This is a genomic window from Alteromonas sp. 1_MG-2023 (genome assembly GCF_030547075.1).
Taxonomy (GTDB): Bacteria; Pseudomonadota; Gammaproteobacteria; order Enterobacterales; family Alteromonadaceae; genus Alteromonas.
This window is the reverse complement of the sequence record NZ_JAUOQH010000005.1, coordinates 253,537-272,474: the sequence shown is the minus strand read 5'-3', so window position 1 is coordinate 272,474 and position 18,938 is coordinate 253,537. Positions and strand designations below refer to the sequence as shown.

At 41.8% G+C, this 18,938-nt stretch carries 14 protein-coding genes; 10 read left to right on the top strand and 4 right to left on the bottom strand.

Features of this window, described 5'->3' with window-relative positions; translation table 11 throughout:
- The first annotated feature begins 2 nt into the window (after nt 1-2).
- Genes Q4561_RS07815 through Q4561_RS07805 form a run of 3 tightly spaced genes read left to right on the top strand, consistent with a single transcriptional unit; the run spans nt 3 to nt 2,400 of the window.
- Entirely contained in the window at nt 3-452 is a 450-nt protein-coding gene (locus tag Q4561_RS07815) for a hypothetical protein (RefSeq protein ID WP_303458896.1), read from the top strand.
- On the top strand, nt 449-1,174 hold the full coding sequence (locus Q4561_RS07810; RefSeq protein ID WP_303458895.1) for a 3-ketoacyl-ACP reductase FabG2: 726 nt from the start codon (nt 449-451) through the stop codon (nt 1,172-1,174). Before Q4561_RS07815 ends, Q4561_RS07810 begins: the two co-directional genes overlap by 4 nt.
- The gene (locus Q4561_RS07805; protein ID WP_303458893.1) at nt 1,174-2,400 is read left to right on the top strand and encodes a beta-ketoacyl-ACP synthase; all 1,227 of its coding nucleotides are present in this window, start codon (nt 1,174-1,176) and stop codon (nt 2,398-2,400) included. The genes Q4561_RS07810 and Q4561_RS07805 overlap by 1 nt, the downstream gene beginning before the upstream one ends.
- Before the next feature lie 178 nt (nt 2,401-2,578).
- Here Q4561_RS07805 and Q4561_RS07800 read toward each other — a convergent pair whose 3' ends face one another.
- Nucleotides 2,579-3,004, bottom strand: coding sequence for a TraR/DksA C4-type zinc finger protein (locus Q4561_RS07800; protein ID WP_303458892.1), 426 nt, complete (start codon nt 3,002-3,004; stop codon nt 2,579-2,581).
- Nucleotides 3,001-3,219 carry a hypothetical protein gene (locus tag Q4561_RS07795; protein WP_303458890.1) on the bottom strand — a complete coding sequence of 73 codons (219 nt, stop codon included), beginning with the start codon at nt 3,217-3,219 and terminating at the stop codon, nt 3,001-3,003. Before Q4561_RS07795 ends, Q4561_RS07800 begins: the two co-directional genes overlap by 4 nt.
- 340 nt (nt 3,220-3,559) lie before the next feature.
- Between Q4561_RS07795 and Q4561_RS07790 the strand changes: the two genes are divergently transcribed.
- The 5 genes from Q4561_RS07790 to Q4561_RS07770 all read left to right on the top strand — a co-directional run bounded on the left by Q4561_RS07790 (nt 3,560) and on the right by Q4561_RS07770 (nt 10,564).
- Nucleotides 3,560-5,200, top strand: coding sequence for a methyl-accepting chemotaxis protein (locus Q4561_RS07790; protein ID WP_303458888.1), 1,641 nt, complete (start codon nt 3,560-3,562; stop codon nt 5,198-5,200).
- A gap of 264 nt (nt 5,201-5,464) precedes the next feature.
- On the top strand, nt 5,465-7,006 hold the full coding sequence (locus Q4561_RS07785; RefSeq protein ID WP_303458885.1) for a S10 family peptidase: 1,542 nt from the start codon (nt 5,465-5,467) through the stop codon (nt 7,004-7,006).
- Between the two features lie 729 nt (nt 7,007-7,735).
- Complete coding sequence (locus tag Q4561_RS07780) at nt 7,736-8,149, top strand: phosphate ABC transporter substrate-binding protein (protein WP_303458884.1); 414 nt, start codon at nt 7,736-7,738, stop codon at nt 8,147-8,149.
- A gap of 10 nt (nt 8,150-8,159) precedes the next feature.
- Entirely contained in the window at nt 8,160-9,302 is a 1,143-nt protein-coding gene (locus Q4561_RS07775; protein WP_303458882.1) for a topoisomerase IV, read from the top strand.
- A 155-nt stretch (nt 9,303-9,457) separates the two neighbouring features.
- Entirely contained in the window at nt 9,458-10,564 is a 1,107-nt protein-coding gene (locus tag Q4561_RS07770) for a hypothetical protein (protein WP_303458880.1), read from the top strand.
- Nucleotides 10,565-11,199: 635 nt separating this feature from the next.
- Here Q4561_RS07770 and Q4561_RS07765 read toward each other — a convergent pair.
- The gene (locus tag Q4561_RS07765) at nt 11,200-14,481 is read right to left on the bottom strand and encodes a hypothetical protein (RefSeq protein WP_303458878.1); all 3,282 of its coding nucleotides are present in this window, start codon (nt 14,479-14,481) and stop codon (nt 11,200-11,202) included.
- Nucleotides 14,482-15,165: 684 nt separating this feature from the next.
- On the opposite strand from Q4561_RS07765, the gene Q4561_RS07760 reads away from it, so the two are divergent.
- Nucleotides 15,166-17,142, top strand: coding sequence for a S9 family peptidase (locus tag Q4561_RS07760; RefSeq protein ID WP_303458875.1), 1,977 nt, complete (start codon nt 15,166-15,168; stop codon nt 17,140-17,142).
- Between the two features lie 240 nt (nt 17,143-17,382).
- Nucleotides 17,383-18,063 (top strand): spermidine synthase, encoded by a 681-nt coding sequence (locus Q4561_RS07755; protein ID WP_303458872.1) that lies wholly within the window; start codon nt 17,383-17,385, stop codon nt 18,061-18,063.
- 63 nt (nt 18,064-18,126) lie between these two features.
- On the opposite strand, the gene Q4561_RS07750 is transcribed toward Q4561_RS07755, so the two are convergent.
- A complete protein-coding gene (locus Q4561_RS07750; protein WP_303458869.1) occupies nt 18,127-18,762 on the bottom strand; it encodes a hypothetical protein in 636 nt (211 codons plus the stop codon).
- Between the last annotated feature and the right edge of the window lie 176 nt (nt 18,763-18,938).

Genomic DNA, 18,938 nt, shown 5'->3' with positions numbered 1-18,938 from the left:
CTATGGAAAACGTTAATATCGACGAATTTGTTCCCCATTCAGGTAAAATGAGCTTACTGGATGAAGTAGTTGATTATGGTGATGACTGGTTAAAAGCCCTAGTGTTAATTAGGCCAGACTCCATGTTCGTTGAGAAGCAGGGCGTGTCAGCCATAGTGGGCATCGAATACTTAGCCCAAGCGGTAGCCGCCTATGCAGGCACAAAAGAAAGAAAGTCTGGGCACAAACCTAAATTAGGTTTTTTGCTAGGGTGCCGAAAATATCAATCTAATGTCGATTATTTTCCAGTAGGCAGCGTAATTACGGTTGAAGTGCATTTAGAAATGGAAGCCGAAAATGGCTTGAATGTGTTTAACACCACTCTAACTGGAAATGGTGTTGAGGCATCGGCAAAGCTCAATGTTTTTCAACCCACCGATGCTGAAGCGTTTTTAAAAGGAGTAAGCCAATGACCGGCACCATATTAGTAACAGGTTCAAGTCGTGGTATTGGAAAAGCGATAGCGCTAAGGCTAGCAAAGCAAGGTTTCGACATTGTTGTACATTGCAGAAGCAACCAACAGCTTGGCGAAGAAGTGGTTGATGAGATTAAAGCAATAGGGCGCAATGCTAGGCTGATTAGCTTTGATATAGCAGATAGACAACAAGCCCAACAAGCATTAGAACACGACGTTGAAACCCACGGCGCTTATTATGGCGTTGTGTGTAACGCGTCTATCGCTATGGACAATGCCTTTCCTGCCATTCCTGGGGAGGAGTGGGACTTAGTGGTACACACCAATTTAGATGGTTTCTACAACGTACTACACCCCATTATTATGCCTATGATACGTCGTCGTAAACCAGGTCGTATTGTCACCTTATCCTCAGTGTCAGGAGAAATGGGAAATCGTGGGCAGGTTAACTATAGCGCGTCGAAGGCAGGTATTATCGGCGCCACTAAAGCCTTGGCTGTAGAATTAGCGAAAAGAAAGATAACCGTAAACTGCGTAGCCCCTGGTGTTATTGATACAGAAATGACCGAAGGCTTAGCTATGGAAGAAGCAATGAAATTAATCCCAATGCAACGCATGGGAAAAGTGGAAGAAGTAGCCGCAACGGTCGGATTTTTAATGTCTGAAGATGCCGGTTATGTCACAAGACAGGTTATTTCTGTCAATGGTGGAATGTATTAATGAATCGAGTAGTCGTTACAGGGATCGCAGGTTTTTCTCCTATTGGAAATGATTGGGAAAGCATTTTTAGTCGATTAAAATCAGGCCAAACTGGCATCGTCCAAATGCCTGAATGGGATAAATATGAAGGGTTAAATACCCGACTTGGCGCTAAAGTAGATTTCTCAGTGCCCGCACATTATTCAAGAAAAGATCTCCGCAGTATGGGCAGGGTTGCCCAACTTGCCGTAGTCAGTGCCGAAAATGCGTTAATTGATGCCGATTTGCTTGGCGCAGATATCTTAAAGAGCGGCCAAGCCGGAGTTGCTTTCGGTTCTTCTGCCGGTGATACCGGTGCTATTGCAGACTTTGGCAATATGTTGCTACATGACAACTGTGACGGTTTGAACGCCAACACCTATATCAAAATGATGTCGCACACTGCGCCCGTGAATATTGGTATTTATTTTGGGCTTAAAGGCCGCGTTTATACTACCTCCAGCGCATGTACCTCGGCCAGTATGGGAATAGGTCAAGGATACGAAGCCATTAAGTGTGGACAGCAAAAAGTGATGTTAGCCGGTGGTTGTGAGCACTTATGTGCCACGGAAGCCGCCGTATTCGACACCCTCTATGCTACAAGCACGAAAAACGATAGCCCGAATCTAACACCGAAACCTTTCGATGAAGGCCGCGACGGTTTAGTGATAGGCGAAGGTGCCTGTACATTAGTGCTAGAAGAATACGAACACGCCGTTGAGCGTGGCGCTAAGATTTATGCAGAATTAGTGGGCTTCGGTACAAACTCCGATGGCCGACACATTACTCAGCCCTCAGCTGAAACAATGGAACAAGTTATCCGCTTGTCGCTGAAAGATGCTGGCCTGTCACATGAACAAATTGGTTATGTAAGTGCCCATGGCACGGCTACTGATCGTGGAGATATTGCTGAAACTCAAGCTACGTCTGCCGTTTTCGGCGAGCAAATGCCGATAAGCTCATTGAAAAGTTATACTGGCCACACACTAGGTGCTTGCGGTGCCTTAGAAGCTTGGGTAGCCATTGAGATGATGCGTAATAATTGGTTCCACCCCACGGCAAACCTAACCCACGTTGATAGCAAATGCGGCCAGCTAGATTATATTATTCAGCAAGGTCGCGAGTTAGAAACCGATTATATTATGAGTAATAACTTTGCCTTTGGCGGCATTAATACTTCACTAATATTTAAACGCTGGGATAGTTAATTCGACGCCCCCTTAAGATGGCTGTATTCAACTTACAGCCCATATTTAAGGCTAGCGCGCGAGTTATACCGTACAACTCATACCCTACTTACCCACAGCGTGTTTCACTGCGCACATTCACCACTTGATCAACTATGGGTTAATGTGCGCACTTACATCTATTGCCAATCGGCACTTTTTAATATTTACGCTCTGATTGAAAGTGACGCTCTTTCCCTTCATTAACTTGTTTAACGTCTGCACAATATTCTGAAATTGGCCTAATTAAAAGTCGAGGTATACCGATGGGTTCGCCTGTTTCTTTGCAGTAGCCAAAATCACCCTCCGTGATACGCCTAAGTGACTTGTCTATTTTAAGTATAAGCTTGCGTTCTCTATCAAGAATACGTAAGCGAATACGTGAATCTTCTTCGTATTGCGCCCTATCTACATCATCGTTTATCTCTGGGGGATTACTAAGCTGCACTTTCTTTTCTTCAATGTGCAACATGGTTTTTGTTTTTAAGTCCGTTAATAAGGTTTTAAAAAATTCGAGCTGGGCATCACTCATGTAGTCTTCAGCTGGAGCGTCCAGAAGCTGTTGCTTGTCGAGTATTTGGTTCATAACAAACTTTCCTTAGCTTGTTCCATCCAGCCCATCGTCTTCTGATAATGGCTTTTGCCGTAACAATTCAAAAATTGTCGCGTGTATTCATTATTTACGTTACTCATCGCCTCTATTCGAGCTTCGATAAAAGACACCGTCAGAGAAATACCACACTCTTTTACGATGCAATGTTTCCACTCATCGTAATTTGTTGGAATGATCGGAATTTTCATTCGATTACCTTATTCGCATTAACATTTAGCATGTAAAAAATTCAAAAGGTGAAATCACGCCGGTAAGAATATGTTATAACATCACTGCAACAAGCTTTACAAGGAGGCTATGAATTAACTGTTTTTTTGATGAAACAGTTAATAGCGACTACATTAAAATTTAACTTTCACTAAAATTAGATTTTCTTTATATATTTCATTTTAATGAAATATGTTTTAGCTATCTCGGGTCTTTTCCAGATTAACAGAGATGACGTAGTATTTGTTCATGTTAGCGCATTCTGTTCAACCGCTAACATTTACTCAAAATCAAACACTTACATACTTTTATAGGCGTTACATGCAAAACATGACGATTCGACACAAATTATTTGTGGGCTTTGGTTTGGTCTTATTGATGATGGTAACGTTAGTCATAATCGGCATCCAAAAAGTTAACTTTATCGATGCTACGTTAACGGAAATATCTGATGTTAATTCAGTCAAACAACGCTATGCCATAAACTATCGCGGAAGTGTGCACGACCGAGCAATTGATATCCGTGATATTGTATTGGCAACCAATAATGCCGAGATAGCAGCATTGGAAAATAATGTAAAAAAGCTGGAGTCTTTTTATCGTGAGTCTGAACAAGCGATGGAAGATATGATTGACTCAGGTGTGATATTTACTGCTGAAGAAACCCGTATTTTAAATAGAATTGCGGCCATTCAAGAAACAACGAGCCCGCTGATGCAGCACATTATTTCGTTAATGCAGCAAGGAAACACAATACAGGCTAAGTCTCTTTTGTCCAGCGACGTTGGGGGTAATATAAAACAATGGTTAGCTGCAATTAATGCATTTATAGATTATCAAGAAGAGGCGAATAAAATTGCCACACCAAAAGCAAGAGATGTAGCAGGCGATTTTCAGTACCTTATGATCGTTATTACCAGCATCGCTGGTATCATCGGAATCAGTGTTACCTTATTTATTAGCCGTAATTTAACCAATCAGCTAGGCGCTGAACCCTCCTTAGCCGCTAGTACGTTGGTAAATATGACTTCAGGTGATTTAACGACCCCTATTAACAATTGTTTCCCCGATAGTTTGATGGGTTCGGTGGTTACTATGCGTGAAAAGCTACGGGCTATTGTGACCAGCATTTTTAGTAGCGCGACTGAACTGGCTAAGCAGGCTAACCGATTATCCACAGATTCAAAACAAGCATATGACGCTGCTCAAGTACAAGCTGCATTGACAAACGAAACGACTGATAGCCTGAATACTATGCGTCAAGGGATGACCTCAATGTCTGAATCTATGTCCCAGTCAGAAGTCAATTCTGCGAAAACCTCAGAATTAACCAAATTGGGCAAAGACAAAATAGAAGAAAGTGCGCGGGAAATGAATTTGATCTCAAGCACCGTCAGTAAAACGGTTGGCCAGATAAAACAGCTTCAAGACCGAACAAAAGAAATCGGCAGTATTGTTAGTGTTATTGGCAGTATCTCAGATCAAACTAACCTGTTGGCGCTAAATGCGGCTATAGAAGCTGCAAGAGCAGGGGAAAGCGGTCGTGGGTTCGCGGTTGTGGCAGATGAAGTAAGAAATCTATCACTGCGTACAGGTGAAGCTACTCAACAAATTGCAAAAATGATAAACGAAGTACAATCGGAAACTGCGGCTTCGGTTTTAGCCATGGAAGAAACACAACCGCTTGTTGAAAATGGCCATGCTTTGACAATTGAAACCATTGCCCTACTCCTGAATATCGAACAACAAGCCAATGACACACTACTTAACGTTCAAGAGGTTGCCAGTGCGACCATTCGACAAGTTGAGCTTATTGAAAAAATATCAAATTCAATGTCAGAAATTAACACGATGACAGTAGAATCAATTTCCGCTCTACAGAGAAATAACGAAGCAACCCAATCACTGGATGCCTTATCACAAGAACTAAAATCCACGGTAAGTTTCTTTAAAATTAGCTAAACAGCATTTCTCAAAACCGATTACTCCTACCCTATCTACAATATAAACAAAGATAGGGCAAAGTAATAATAGCAGTATCATCATAACGCCGCGTTTCGCCACATCCAGTAATACCAAAGCCCACAATTTCGCTAAACTAACTTCAGACCGACATAAGTCGAAAATATTGGTTGTTCCGTCGTGCAAAGTTATATGAATCGGTAAGGCGGGGTATAGTTAAGTAGACGACTGTTATTCAATTCAAAACAACGAAAAGAAAACCCGATGAATACAATAAACTCAACATTTAAAAGCAAGGCGTTATGGTTTGTTTTAGTGGCGCTGTTCACTGTAACTCCCCAGGCGGAAGAAACCCATAGACGCACTATTGATATCGATAGCAATGTAGTGACAGAGCACGAAACCAAAATACTCGGCAAGCGCGTAAAGTACAGCGCAACCACAGGCACGCAGCCAGTATGGAATAGCAAAGACGACGCTATCGCTACGTTATTTTACACCTATTACCAACGCACTGACTTGAAAGACAACGCTTCACGCCCGTTGGTTATTTCTTTTAATGGAGGCCCTGGCTCAGCATCGGTTTGGATGCATGTGGCCTATACAGGCCCACGCATTTTAAACATCGACGATGAAGGCTACCCCGTGCAGCCGTATGGGGTTCAAACAAACCCTTATTCAATATTAGATGTGGCAGATATTGTATTCGTTAACCCAGTAAATACGGGTTACAGCCGCATACTTGAAAACGAAGAAGGCGAAATGCCTTCACAAAAAGAACAGCAGGATATGTTTTTCGGCGTTAATGCCGATATTAGCTATCTAGCAGATTGGGTGAATACCTTTGTCACTCGCCATAATCGCTGGCGCTCACCTAAGTACTTAATTGGCGAAAGCTATGGCACCACTCGCGTATCAGGTTTGGCGCTTGAACTGCAAAACCGCCAGTGGATGTATTTAAATGGTGTGGTACTGGTATCACCCACCGACATTGGTATTGAACGTAATGGCCCAGTAAAAGCCGCCAATCGCCTACCTTACTTTGCCGCGACTGCCTGGTACCATAAAAAGCTAGATACAGAGCTTCAAAACAAAGATTTGACCGAGCTACTACCTGAAGTAGAAGACTTTACCATTAATAAACTTATTCCAGCCTTAGCCAAGGGCGGGTTTATTAGCGCCGCAGAAAAACGTGAGGTGCTGACACAAATGGCGCGCTACTCAGGGTTGTCGGAAGAAGCAATATCACAAAACAACCTTGACGTTAGCACAGCCTATTTTTGGAAATCGCTACTTCGTGATGAAGGTAAAACCCTTGGCCGGTTAGACAGTCGCTATTTGGGCATAGATGAAAAACAAACTGGCGATCGCCCAGATTATTGGGCAGAACTTACCTCTTGGCTGCATTCGTTTACGCCCGCTATCAACTACTACATACACGAAGAACTGAACTACAAAACGGACACTAAATACAACATGTTTGGTAATGTTCATCCGTGGGATAGAAGTGATAATAAAACGGGTGAAAACCTTCGCCTTGCTATGGCACAAAACCCCTATTTAAATGTGATGATCCAGTCGGGCTATTACGACGGCGCAACCAACTATTTTGACGCAAAATATACTATGTGGCAGCTCGACGTAAGTGGCAATATGCAAGACCGCTTAAGCTTTAAGGGCTATAGAAGTGGGCATATGATGTATTTACGACGAGATGACTTAAAACAGTCTAATCAAGACTTGCGAGAGTTTATTAATAGCAGCACGCCTAAAAAAGGTGAACCAGCGATGTACCGCCGCAAATAACAAAAAACGTGGGGGTGAGTGACTTTTTGTTGAAGAAAGTCTTCGCCCTCGTTTTTAACCTTTCCTTCCCTTATTGTTTAAAAGCTTTTCCTTAAATTTTTTAACCTGACTATTTACCTTCTTTTTTAGCTTCTTTTTTACCTTAAATCGCTCTCTTACAAACTTACCTTAATTTTTGATCTTGATTTTGACCCTAATTTTGGCCTTAAAGATCTGGTTTCGGCTGCTTATTTAGCTTTCAAAAATCTGAACCGCGCCGTTAACAGACCCGCACAAACCCTACATAAACTCCGCATAAAGCTTCAATAGGACGGGACATAAGAACTTGCATAGTTATGCAAAAATATAACGAGTGATAAATTCACAAATCGCCTTTTTAAGTATTTCATCGTAGTTTTTTGTACCTTCACCTACGTCCTAATTTAGTAAGGAGCTACGACTTAGGTATAAAAATAACTAAGTTATATGTAAATTGGATACGCTAACCATCTATTAAATATTGACATTTTTTATACAACGAGACACTCTAACACTGTTTTTGGGAAGCCTGTTCCGAAAGGCAAAGTAAACCTAGTAGGTCCACATACCTATTAGGCAAAAACGCTGACTAAAAATAAGAATAAATCGAATACTAGATTAATTATGCTGTTTACACACTACAACACGGTTCTTTGAATCGGGTTGATGCACATCTGTATTTGATAATAACGATTCAAGGAAACGATCATAATGAAACGCACAATTGGCGCAACTTTAATTGGCGCCTTATTTAGCTTGCAAGCCCTTGCAGATGTGGTTGTTGTAGTTAATCCAGACAATCAAGCAACCATTACGAAGCAAGATGTTCAACGGATTTTCTTAGGTAAAAAAACTGAGTTCTCTTCTGGTGAAGAGGCAACGGTCATTACACAAACACCTACCAATAAATTACGCTCAGAATTCGACCGTGACGTACTAGGACGCAGCACTGCCCAAGTTTCAGCAATGTGGGCAAAGTTAGTGTTCACAGGGCGCGCTATCGCACCTCAGGAAATTGAAACTGACGCTAATGTAATCGAGTTTATCAAGGGCGAGAAAAACGCCATTGGATTTATCGACTCGGCCTCAGTAACCGGTGACGTAAAAGTCGTAAACTTAGACTAAGGAATTTGTCATGAAAAAAGCACTATTAGCAGCGGCATTGACTGTAGCCCTTGTCAATACAGCACAGGCCGACATAAGAATAAACGGTTTCGCTAACTTCATTGGCGGTATGACAAGTGATGACAGAGCGGTAGCAGAGACGCAAGACCCGCTTTATGGATATGATGATACGATTAGCTTCCGTGAAGAAAGCTTGTTCGCACTTCAAGCAAGTGGCGATGTTAACGACCGTATGTCGGCAACAGTTCAAGTATTAGCACGTGGCGAGAACGACTTTGAAGTTGACTTCGAATGGGCATACTTAACTTATCGTGCTACGAACAACATGGCGATTTCTGCAGGGCGCTTCCGTCTGCCGTTATTCCGTCTTTCTGACTCATTGGATGTTGGTTACTCGCACCACTGGATTTCAGCACCACAGAGTGTTTACGATGTACCGTTCAACAACTTAGACGGTTTCCGTATAGATTACTCTGACTTTGCTGGTGACTGGGAATATAAACTAGGTGCAGCTGTTGGTACTTTCGAAAACGAAATTTCTGACGGTACCATCGAAGGTGATAACACTTACATGGTAAGTGCTGAGATTGCTAACGATTGGTTAAGTCTTCGTAGTGTTTACGGTTCGGCTAAAACCACCTTCGACCAGCCTGAACTTAACAGTCAGATTGAGGCAACATTACGTGCCCCTGCTCCTGAGTTAGCAGACTTCCTTCTAATGGAAGAAGATACTGCCCGCTTCTTAGGTATAGGCATTGAAGTTGATACCTTCGATTGGTTCATTGGTGGTGAATACACCACTATCGACATCGAAGAATCATACACGCCAGAAGATATCGCATGGTACGTAACTGCTGGTATGCGTATTGGCAAATGGACGCCTTCTGTCACTTATCAGTCATTTGAAGGTGATGAAGTAAAAGGTTTGGATGAAGTAGCAGCATTGGGTGAACCTTTGCAGTCTGCCATCACGCCAAGTTTGTATTTAATTAGTGATGTATTCGCACAGAACTACACCGTAGCTTCAGCGACAATTCGTTACGACTACGATGCAAACATTGCGATTAAAGCCGAAATTAGCCGTTACTCAGACGACCTAAACGAAGATGCAGATGCGACAATGGGTCGTATTGCAATCAACTACGTTTTCTAAGCTAAGTTCTATGTAAAGGCCCACTTTTACGTGGGCTTTTTTATGCAAACAACAGATAAGACCTGTTAGAATAACTAAATCAGATCAGATACATAGGCATAAGGTGTTATTTACACTTTGCATCTATCCAAACGTAGCGAGGATTGATTAACTATATGGAAAGAGTAGTGCAACATGCAGCAAAATACCTTGCCGCCGCGATTGGATTCTTGGTGATATTGGCGATTTATTTTTTCTTTAAAATGAATCAGTCTCTTTCAGCCGACCAATCCTATATTGATAATATTATTGAAGAAAACGAAGCACTGACTGTTCAGTCGGCGGAACTAGAATCAAAACTATCTACGTTTTCAGAAAAAGTCGCTCAACTTGAAGAAAATATAACTGAGAAACAGTCTACCATCGAGCGTATTCAGCAAGAAGGCGATGGCGAAGATTTGTTTGCCAAGTGTGAAGCCCTTCCCCCTTCTAATGAGCTTGTTTCCGCACAAGAAAAACTTCAGAAAATGCGCGAAAGACAGCAATCTTGTAGCATCGCATTAGATAAACGAAACGATGATATTCGTTCTTTAGAAACCACGGTTAAAAACCTGCGTAACTCGAGTTCTGATTTAGAAGATGCTGAATCGGCAACCCAAGAACTTAGAGATCAACTCGCAGAAGTTCGAGAAGAAAATGAGCGTTTATTAGCATTAAGTGAACAAGGCTCTGCCGATGATGAAGCCGACTCTGAACTTCAGGCCCAAATTGCGCAAACTCAAACCCGCAACGAAGAGCTAACAGCGCAGCTAAATCAGCTAGAAACTGAAATCAGCCGACTGCAAAATAGTAATACATCGAGTATGCAAGCGTTGGAATCTGAGCTAGCCCAAGCGAATACTGACAACTCTCGTCTTAAATCTTTACTAGAAGAGCTTCAAGGAGAGTCTGAAGGCTCAAGCACTATCTCAGGCGAGCTGAAAATTGTTGAGTTCAAGCCTAAAATTAACTACTGCAGTGACAGCCCAATGTGCGTTGACACTGTAGATATCTCGGTGAAATTTAATTTCCGTCCTGGTGGTTTTATCACTATTCGCGTTGTTGGCCCTGCTGGCAATACTATTGATAGACAATCAATTTCTGGCCGCGTTGAAACGCAAATTACTGTGGACTTCGATTCAGAAGATGCAGTGGTGGGAGATTACACTATGGAGTTTTCGACAAACGATGTACTTAATCCACTTAAGGTAAACGAAACTTTCGTTATTACCCCAGGCAATTAAGTACACGGTTTAAAAAACCGTTAAAAGCCGCTTATTCATTGTGAATAAGCGGCTTTTTTGTTTGTGTTCACACCGTCTCCCTTACCAGATGCAATATTCCACACAAGTAATGCTAGGTTCATGAAGACTAATCAAAGCTGCCGAGCTTATCTTTTTAAACTTGGCTTTCTAATTTGGCTTTCTAGCTTAACTTCCTAGAATAGTTACGCCAGCTTAGAAATGTGAGTTATTTAAGACTGCTTGGTTAGAGGGTCTTAATTAAGGCAGTTGATTAACGAAGAATGCTTAACGTAAGCAGGCGCGAGTGCAATTCCCTTCTCCCCCGCTAAAAGACTTCTCTAATAAGCGCTTTTAGGTACTTCACAATAAGCACGACTGAAAGCACACTGCGTGTCGATTTACCTAGGCCTACGCTAGCGCTGTGAAGCCTACAAATTCGAACGATAGTTGTAACACTGGGTTTGCGCACTGTATTCACGCAATGTGTTTAAGGGGTTTGTTTGAGCGGTGTGATTAAGCGATATGATTGCGCAATACATTTACACAAGATAGTAAAACATTAAAAAAGCCGGAAATTGGCATTTCCGGCTTGTTAAGCGTGAAGGTAAATTTTAGCCGTTGTGTTATAACAGCTGTTATATACGCTGCAAATGGTCGTAAACCACTCTCAAGCTCTTCTGAAGGCCTAATTTTGTGGGATATAAACGTATCAACGCATTATCCACAAGACCTTGCCTACAATCGCTATCTAAGCTTTGCGCTAAATCAGTTAATGGCGCAGCATTCATCGATTGTGATAACAATAACAGCTTATGAGACATACTGATCAAGTCGCCTACTTTCTCTGTCTCTCCAGCGTTATCACTTAGTTCGATAACCTTCTCAATTTTCACTAGCAAATCTTGAAGAGATGAGGTCAGTGTGACGCCCTCTTTTTGAATAGACCAATAGTGATTTAGGTCAAAGAAAGTCGTCGGTTTATCAGGAACCGGTAACTTCTCTATATCGGGTCTAGGCGCAATACTCGTAGCAACCGGGGCAGCGGGTACTTTTGATTGCTCTGACGCTTGCTTTAACTTCTCTTCTACCAATTTCTCAGCAGCGGCAAGCTTATCTTGTAGCGCTTGTTGCTGTTGGCTAGCCTGTTCAAACTTGGACATATAGTCTTGCGCTTTTTGCTTATGCTCTAACAATTCCGACTCAACTGACTGCTTTTCATCTGCAACCTGTTTCAACGCATTCAAGTTCGACTGTGTTTCTTCTAACTTTTTCTCTAGCTCAGCTTTATCGGTTTCAATTTGCTTTACCATAGACTCAGCATCTGTCATGGCATCAGAGTCATTTTTAAGCTTATCTTGTAAAGAAGCGTTTTCCTTCCTAAGGTGCTTAAGCTCACTTTCTAGCTGACCCAATTTAGCTTTTGCAGCAGTGCTAAGCTCAGCTAATTTAGATTCATTGCTACTCAATGCCGACTGCTTTTGCTCAGACTCTGATTGTAGCTGCGCTATTTTTTCCTGTAGTTCAGAAATTTGCTCACCAAACTGCTTGTTCTCAGCCTCTTTCTCTTCTGTGGCTTGCTTTAAGGCAAACAACGATGCTTCCGTATTTTCTAATTCAACCTGAAGCTTGGCTTTTGAGCGCTCAATTTCTTTTACTTGAGAATCGGCTTCAGTGTTAGCACTCGATTCGTTCTTAAGCCTTTCTTGCAAGGTTACATTTTCAACTTTCACTTCATTAAGCTCTTGCTCTAAAGTGCGAAGTTTCGCGGCAGTCTCAGATTGCGTAGACGATAATGTCGTTTCTTTATCTTCCAATGCTGCTTTGTGTTGGCTTAGGGCTTGTTGTTGTTCGTTTATGACTTCTTTTTGCTGATTGAAGGCTTTTGCTTGCTGGCTAAAGGCTTCTTCTTTCTGGCTAAGCGTTTTTGCTTGCTGGCTAAAGGCTTCTTTCTGCTCGCTTAAAGCTTCTTCCTGTTCGCTTAAGGCTTTTTGTTGTTTGCTAAAGGCCTCTTCTTGCTCACTTAACGCTGCTTGCAACTGTTTTAGCTCGTCTTGAAGAGTAGTGATTTGTTGATTGTGCGCTTCGTTCTTAGCGTCTTTAGACTCAGCGAGTTGTGACGTTTCTTGTAAACGAGACTCTAGCTCGCTTAACTCCATTTGGGTAAGTTCAAGCTCTTCTTCAATTGACGTTTGCGCTTCAAGCAAACGTGCTTTTTCAGCAGACGACTCAGACTCCAAAGCGTCTATTTTAGCTTGTAACTTGGTAATGACGTCGGCTTGTTCTTTCTCTACTTCAGCCAGTTGATTGCGCTGCGCCTCTTTCATTTCTTGTGCTTGAAGCTCAATCAAAGCTTCATATTCCGCTATGGCTTCTTTCGACTTCCCTTGCTGCGCTTCAAGCTCTGCAACCTTACTTTCCACGTCTGAAATTAAAGCTTCTTTTTCGCTAATGCTTGTTTTCAACGAAGCAACTTCAGTGTCTTTATCTGACATTTCAGCTTGTAGTGCGTTAAGTGCAGAATCTTTTTCTGCAATATCAGTTCTAAGTGAAGACACTTCTGTATCTTTACCTGTCATACCAGATTTCAACGCGTTAAGTTCGCCGTCTTTATCTGCTATGTCGGTTCTAAGCGCAACGAGCTCTTTTTCTTTATCGTCTATCAAAGTTTCCAGCGACTGTAGTTCGCTTTCCTTCTCATCTAAGCGTGATTTGATAGCCGCCGCTTCGCTTTCGTTCTCACCTAAGCTTGATTTAACAGCATCCAGCTCTTTTGAAATACTCGAAGCATTATCTTTATGTAATTGAAATTCCTGTTTAAGCGACGCGAGTTCGCTATCTGCGTTTTCCAGTTTGCTTTGGTAACTTTCCACTTCACGCTGAGCGCTACTCAGTTCATCGTTAAGTGTTTGTTTCTGAGTTGATAGTTCAGACACTTTACTGTCTAAAGAAGTTATCTCATCACGAAGCTTCGCTTCTTTTTCTTTAACATCACTTAAAGCATCTTGCTGTTGTTTCAGTGCCACTTGGAGATCGCTTGCTTCCCCCTGTGTGCTTTGTTGCTGTTCAGAAAGACGCTTCACCTCTGCTTCTTTCTCGGCGATGTCATCTTTAGCTTTTTTAAGGGAGGTTTGTGTCTCGTCTAGGCTAGCTGATGTTGATTTCAACTCGCTTTGCACTTTATCCCACTCAGTCTGCTTCTGTTCATACTCACCGGTAACTTTATCAAGCTCTGCGCGCAGGCCACTTATCTCTGCATCGAACTGTGCTTCTTTATGCTCAATTAACTTTTCAGAGGCTTTCAGTGCTTTTTTGGTAAGAGATAGTTCTGATGACAGCTGAACATTTTTACCTTTATCGCCACCTGAACTGTTATCGGCAGAGTGCAAGGTAACAATTCTAAGCGTCTTCTTACCCTGCTTTAACAATTCGCCAAAGTTAACCGTAACCTTGTTATTTGAACTCTGAAGCTTTGCTTTAACAACCGCAGTATCACTATCAGATGCTTGCTTAAGCTGACTGCTATCTTTACTTGAAAATAGCGATAGAAATTCTTTGCTTACTAATGCGTCTTGCTGAGTTTCAAATAACGAAGAGGCAGTTTCGTTTGCACAGACAATTTTTCCGGTAGGATCGATATATACCGCACCTGTTTCAAACGTATCAAGAATATTATTATGCGCGTCACGCTCTTGTTTTAGCTTTAATGACTGAGTTGCATTTAAGTACAATTGATACAATGGTGTGATTAACAATACGCAAGAAACGCACAACAACAGGTAAATAAATGCTGAAACGTTATTCGGATTGCTTTCTTTTACGAAATCACTGAAAGCAAATACATCTGCAGATTGGAAGATGAAAAAGCAAAATATACTTGCGGTACGGATACTACGTGGTGCAACTAAGCGAAAATCCATTTATCTAGCTCTACTCAATAAATGTAAAAAGGAAATATGACGCCATAAGGCAAATCAAATTATTGTTATTCTTTGAGATACTAATATATCTAGAACTTGAGGTAGGGTAAAGCACGATAAGCAATTTAGAAAACCAACTGCGGACAGTGTAAATCTCATTAGGCACAAACTTTGCTTACTTTGTTTAAATGCTAATTTAGTACACGTTGTTTTAATATTTTGCCATTTAAAGGTGATAAACGTGTGGTGGGTAGAAGTTAAGACCTAGAAAACTACCAACCCAAAAAAGTACAGAAAAAGAAACAGCGCAATACACTGAAAAACGAGTGCAACCCAGTATTCACCATTATCATCTCGATATAACCAACGACCTCTCATAAGAATTCTTCCAGATAAAATCCCATAAATGACAGAGGTGGCAAGTACGATCTGTACAATTAAAATAATCCAATCAATAACATCCATTTTCACTACTTCCTTTATTTAGCACTATCTACACGAAAGGTAAGTACTACGTCAGTACGCGACCTGCATCTAGTATTCAAACGGCCTTAACTCGCTAACTTTACTTAGAATAGCCCCATATTAAATATGCTTGCCCTCTTATATACAATATTGAAAAACACATAACGGTAATGTAGGTTACGGCTAGTGAAGTACCCTACCTATAATTAAAGGACAATTATGAAACGGATTTTAGTGGCCATGCTGGCCGTCTATTCTTTATTCATTTCTGCAAATGAAGAGTTACCTCTCGAATATTTTATTAAACATGGTGACTACCTCGATTTGCAGCTTTCTCCTGATGGCCAACATCTAGCAGCGCGGGTTCGTGCAGATAATAAAGTAATACTGGCTATCCTTTCTACTAGCGATATGAAAGTAGTCGGCGGTGTTCGCCCGAATAATAACGATTTTATTCACACTGTGACTTGGGTGACGAATGAACGTCTTGTTTTTGAGTATGCGGAGAAATATTCGTCTTTTGATATGCCCGTACCTACCGGTGAACTCTATGCCATCAATTACGATGGTAGTGGCAGAAAAATGCTATACGGTTATCGCGCAAGTGATGCAAGATCAGATAGCCGAATTAGCAATAAAGAAGATGACCGTGCCAGTCAACAAGTAATAAGCCTATTAGAAAGTGACGATAAATATATTCTCATTAGCGAATACCCTTGGGACAAAAAGGGCAACACTTATTATGACAACCGAATTAAGCCTGCGATTATAAGTAAGCTAAATGTTATGACGGGCAAAAAGCGGAAAATAGGTATATTGCCTTACCAGCGCAGCAGCGCTTTAGCGACAAAAAATGGCCAAGTTATCTTTATGAAATGGCAAGATGAAGAAGGTGACTATCATGCCGCTTACAGAGACGACAATGAGAGTGAATGGAAAAATCTGGAAGATGTTTTCAATGTAGATAGAAACCTTATACCACGAGGCTTGAGTGAAGACGAAAAGTTCGTTTATATGTCGGGGTTTACCGGTGAAGAAGGTATTTATACCTATTTTAAATTAGATCTTTCCACTGGACAGTACGTTGAGATTTTCGAACCCCACGATACCGATATAGAGCAAATAGTTCGTGATAATAACGGCCTTCCTGCCGTGGGGATCACCTATCCCGGTAAGTCTGAATACGTTTATGCAAAAGAAGAAACCCGCACGAGTAAACTTCACAAGATGTTAGCCAGCGCCTTTGAAGGGCAAACCGTGACTATTGCCAGCCACACCAGAGATTGGAAAACCTTACTTGTACATGTACGCAGTGATGTTAACCCCGGAGAGTATTATTTATTCGATAGCGAAAGCCTCGCAGCTCGCTTCATATGGGCAAATAGTTCATGGATAGACCCTCGACTGCTTGCCACAATGAAACCTGTCAGCGTAGAAGTTGCAGACGGCGAATCCATTAACGGATATCTGACACTGCCTAAGCAACAAAGCGACGCAAAACCACCTCTTGTAGTTATGATCCATGGCGGCCCTCATCAAACAGGTACGAGAGATTTTTGGGACTACAATAATGAAACTCAGCTGTTAGCGAGTCGTGGTTATGCCGTGTTACAAATGAACTTCCGAGGAAGTGACGGTTACGGTGAGCGATATAAGAAATTAGGTTATCGCGAATGGGGCGGTAAGATGATTGATGACATCAATGACTCTGTTAAATGGGCCATAGAGCAGAATTATGTTGATGGTGATAATGTATGTGCTTACGGCGCAAGCTACGGTGGATACGCCGCGCTTATGTCAGCAGTGAAAGAACCTGACCTGTACAAATGCACGATAGGGTATGTGGGTATTTACGATTTACAGTATATGTTTACTGAAAGTGATATTCCCAATAACTGGGGCGGCGAAGCTTATTTGGAGCGCGTACTAGGTAACGATAAAGCGCAACTTAAGGCTTATTCTCCCATTTATCACGCAGACAAAATAAAGGCGAAAGTCATGCTAATCCACGGCTCTGAAGATAGACGCGTGCCAGAAATAAACTCTGAAGCATTATCTAAAGCGCTTATAAAATTAGGAAATCCGCCAGTGTATTTACAATATTCTCAAGCAGGTCATGGGGTTTTTGATGAAGAAGATAGACGAGAACTTTATCAGGGACTAATTGAATTTCTTGATGAAAATTTGAAGCACTAAAAAATAAAATGGGGTCAGTGTATTTTCAGGCTTAATTAGCACTGACCCTATCTCCTCTATTGACGCATTGCTCTTTACTTACGCTCCCTTCCTGTTATCGCTTTGCCTAGTTAATTCCTAACCCCCTAAACACTTAGGGCCTATCAAGGTGCTAAGCCCATCAATGCTCGGCAAATGTGCTATTCTGCGCGCCTAAATTCAGTAAAAGCAAAACATTCTGTTAAAAGGATAAACCTTCAGATGGTTCCATGGGTTAAATTAGGTACAGCTCAAATTCCAAATAATGGTGGCGAACTAACGTTCTCTCAGCGGGATGAAGAGTTCAGTATTCGACTTTCCGGTATTCGTGGCGAGTTGATGAATAGCCGTGTGTACAACTCAGAAAAAGAGCTGTCACAAATGGGCTGCGAACATCTTAAATCCACACCTAACGCACACGTGTTAGTGGGCGGTTTAGGGATGGGATACACCCTTGCAGCGGCGCTAAAAGAAGTGACTCCTAGTTCGCAAGTAACGGTGGCTGAGTTAATTCCTGAGGTTGTGGAATGGAACAAAGGGCCATTAGGTAATTGCGCTAAAAACCCACTTCAAGACCCTAGAACGAATGTTAAAGTTGGTGATGTAAAACATCTTCTAAATACTAAAACGCCAACTTACGACGCCATATTACTCGATGTAGACAATGGCCCTGAAGGCTTAACCCATTCTGACAATAATTGGATTTATTCAATCGACGGTTTAGAAGATATCTATAAGGTGCTTAAACCCAATGGCATGTTAGCCATTTGGTCTGCGGGGCCTGATTACTTGTTTTCCGTTCGCTTAAAAAATGCAGGCTACGTAGTGAGTACTCGTATTGCCAGAGCACGCAAGGGTAAAGGAAGTAAGCACACCATTTTTTTGGCTAAAAAGCCCGGTTAACTCACCTATGTAATTAGCCCCTTTAATTAACTCTGACCCCATTATTTTATGTAATTAGCCCCTTTAATTAACTCTGACCCCATTATTTTTGATTTTATTCATTTGAATCAGCAAGCCGCCACGGGTAATCACGCTGGCCCCATTAAGTAAAATAAGGGGCCAAGCTACTGCAAACGGCATGGTAAACGCGAACGCGAGTGTAGTGATGTCTTTAATCAGGATACTGCGGAATAAGGCTGGCGACAGCGCGCCTATAACCCTACTACGCCTTAGCACCATTATTTGGTGCAGCGTGCCTTGTACTAATAGCACGGTTACTACCAACATTAAGCTGTTTGCTCCAATCTTGGCAAGATTAGGGTAAGGCCGAAAACCTATAGAGCATAGCCCTATCACCAAGGCAACGGCACACAAGCTAACGACAAAACTCGTTGATATTGACCGCCTGTCTCGCCAAATTTGATAAAGGATTGCCAATATCAGAAGAAGCGCACCGAAACGAGTCCACACTAGATAATGACTAAGCGGCTCTATCGCAATACCGAAAATAAAATTGGCATAAAACGCAAAAAAGCTTGAGGCAAACTGGTTTACCGACAAGCTCTGGGTAGTGGGCCGATGACTTTTTCGAAGCGCCTCAATATTGATGATTTGCTTTGCCAACCCATACCATGTCAGCAAAAAAGCGACTGCGCTCACGGTACCTAAAATATGGTAAATCAGAAGAGATCCCTACAAACTGCTTATAAAATGGGAAGAAAAGCCAAATTTTGTATAAATAAAGATATATCTTTTAAACACACAATTGGAACGTAATTGGCATTTTAAGACAATAATAGCTTTGAGCACTTATCGTTTTAGTAACACTGCCCTAC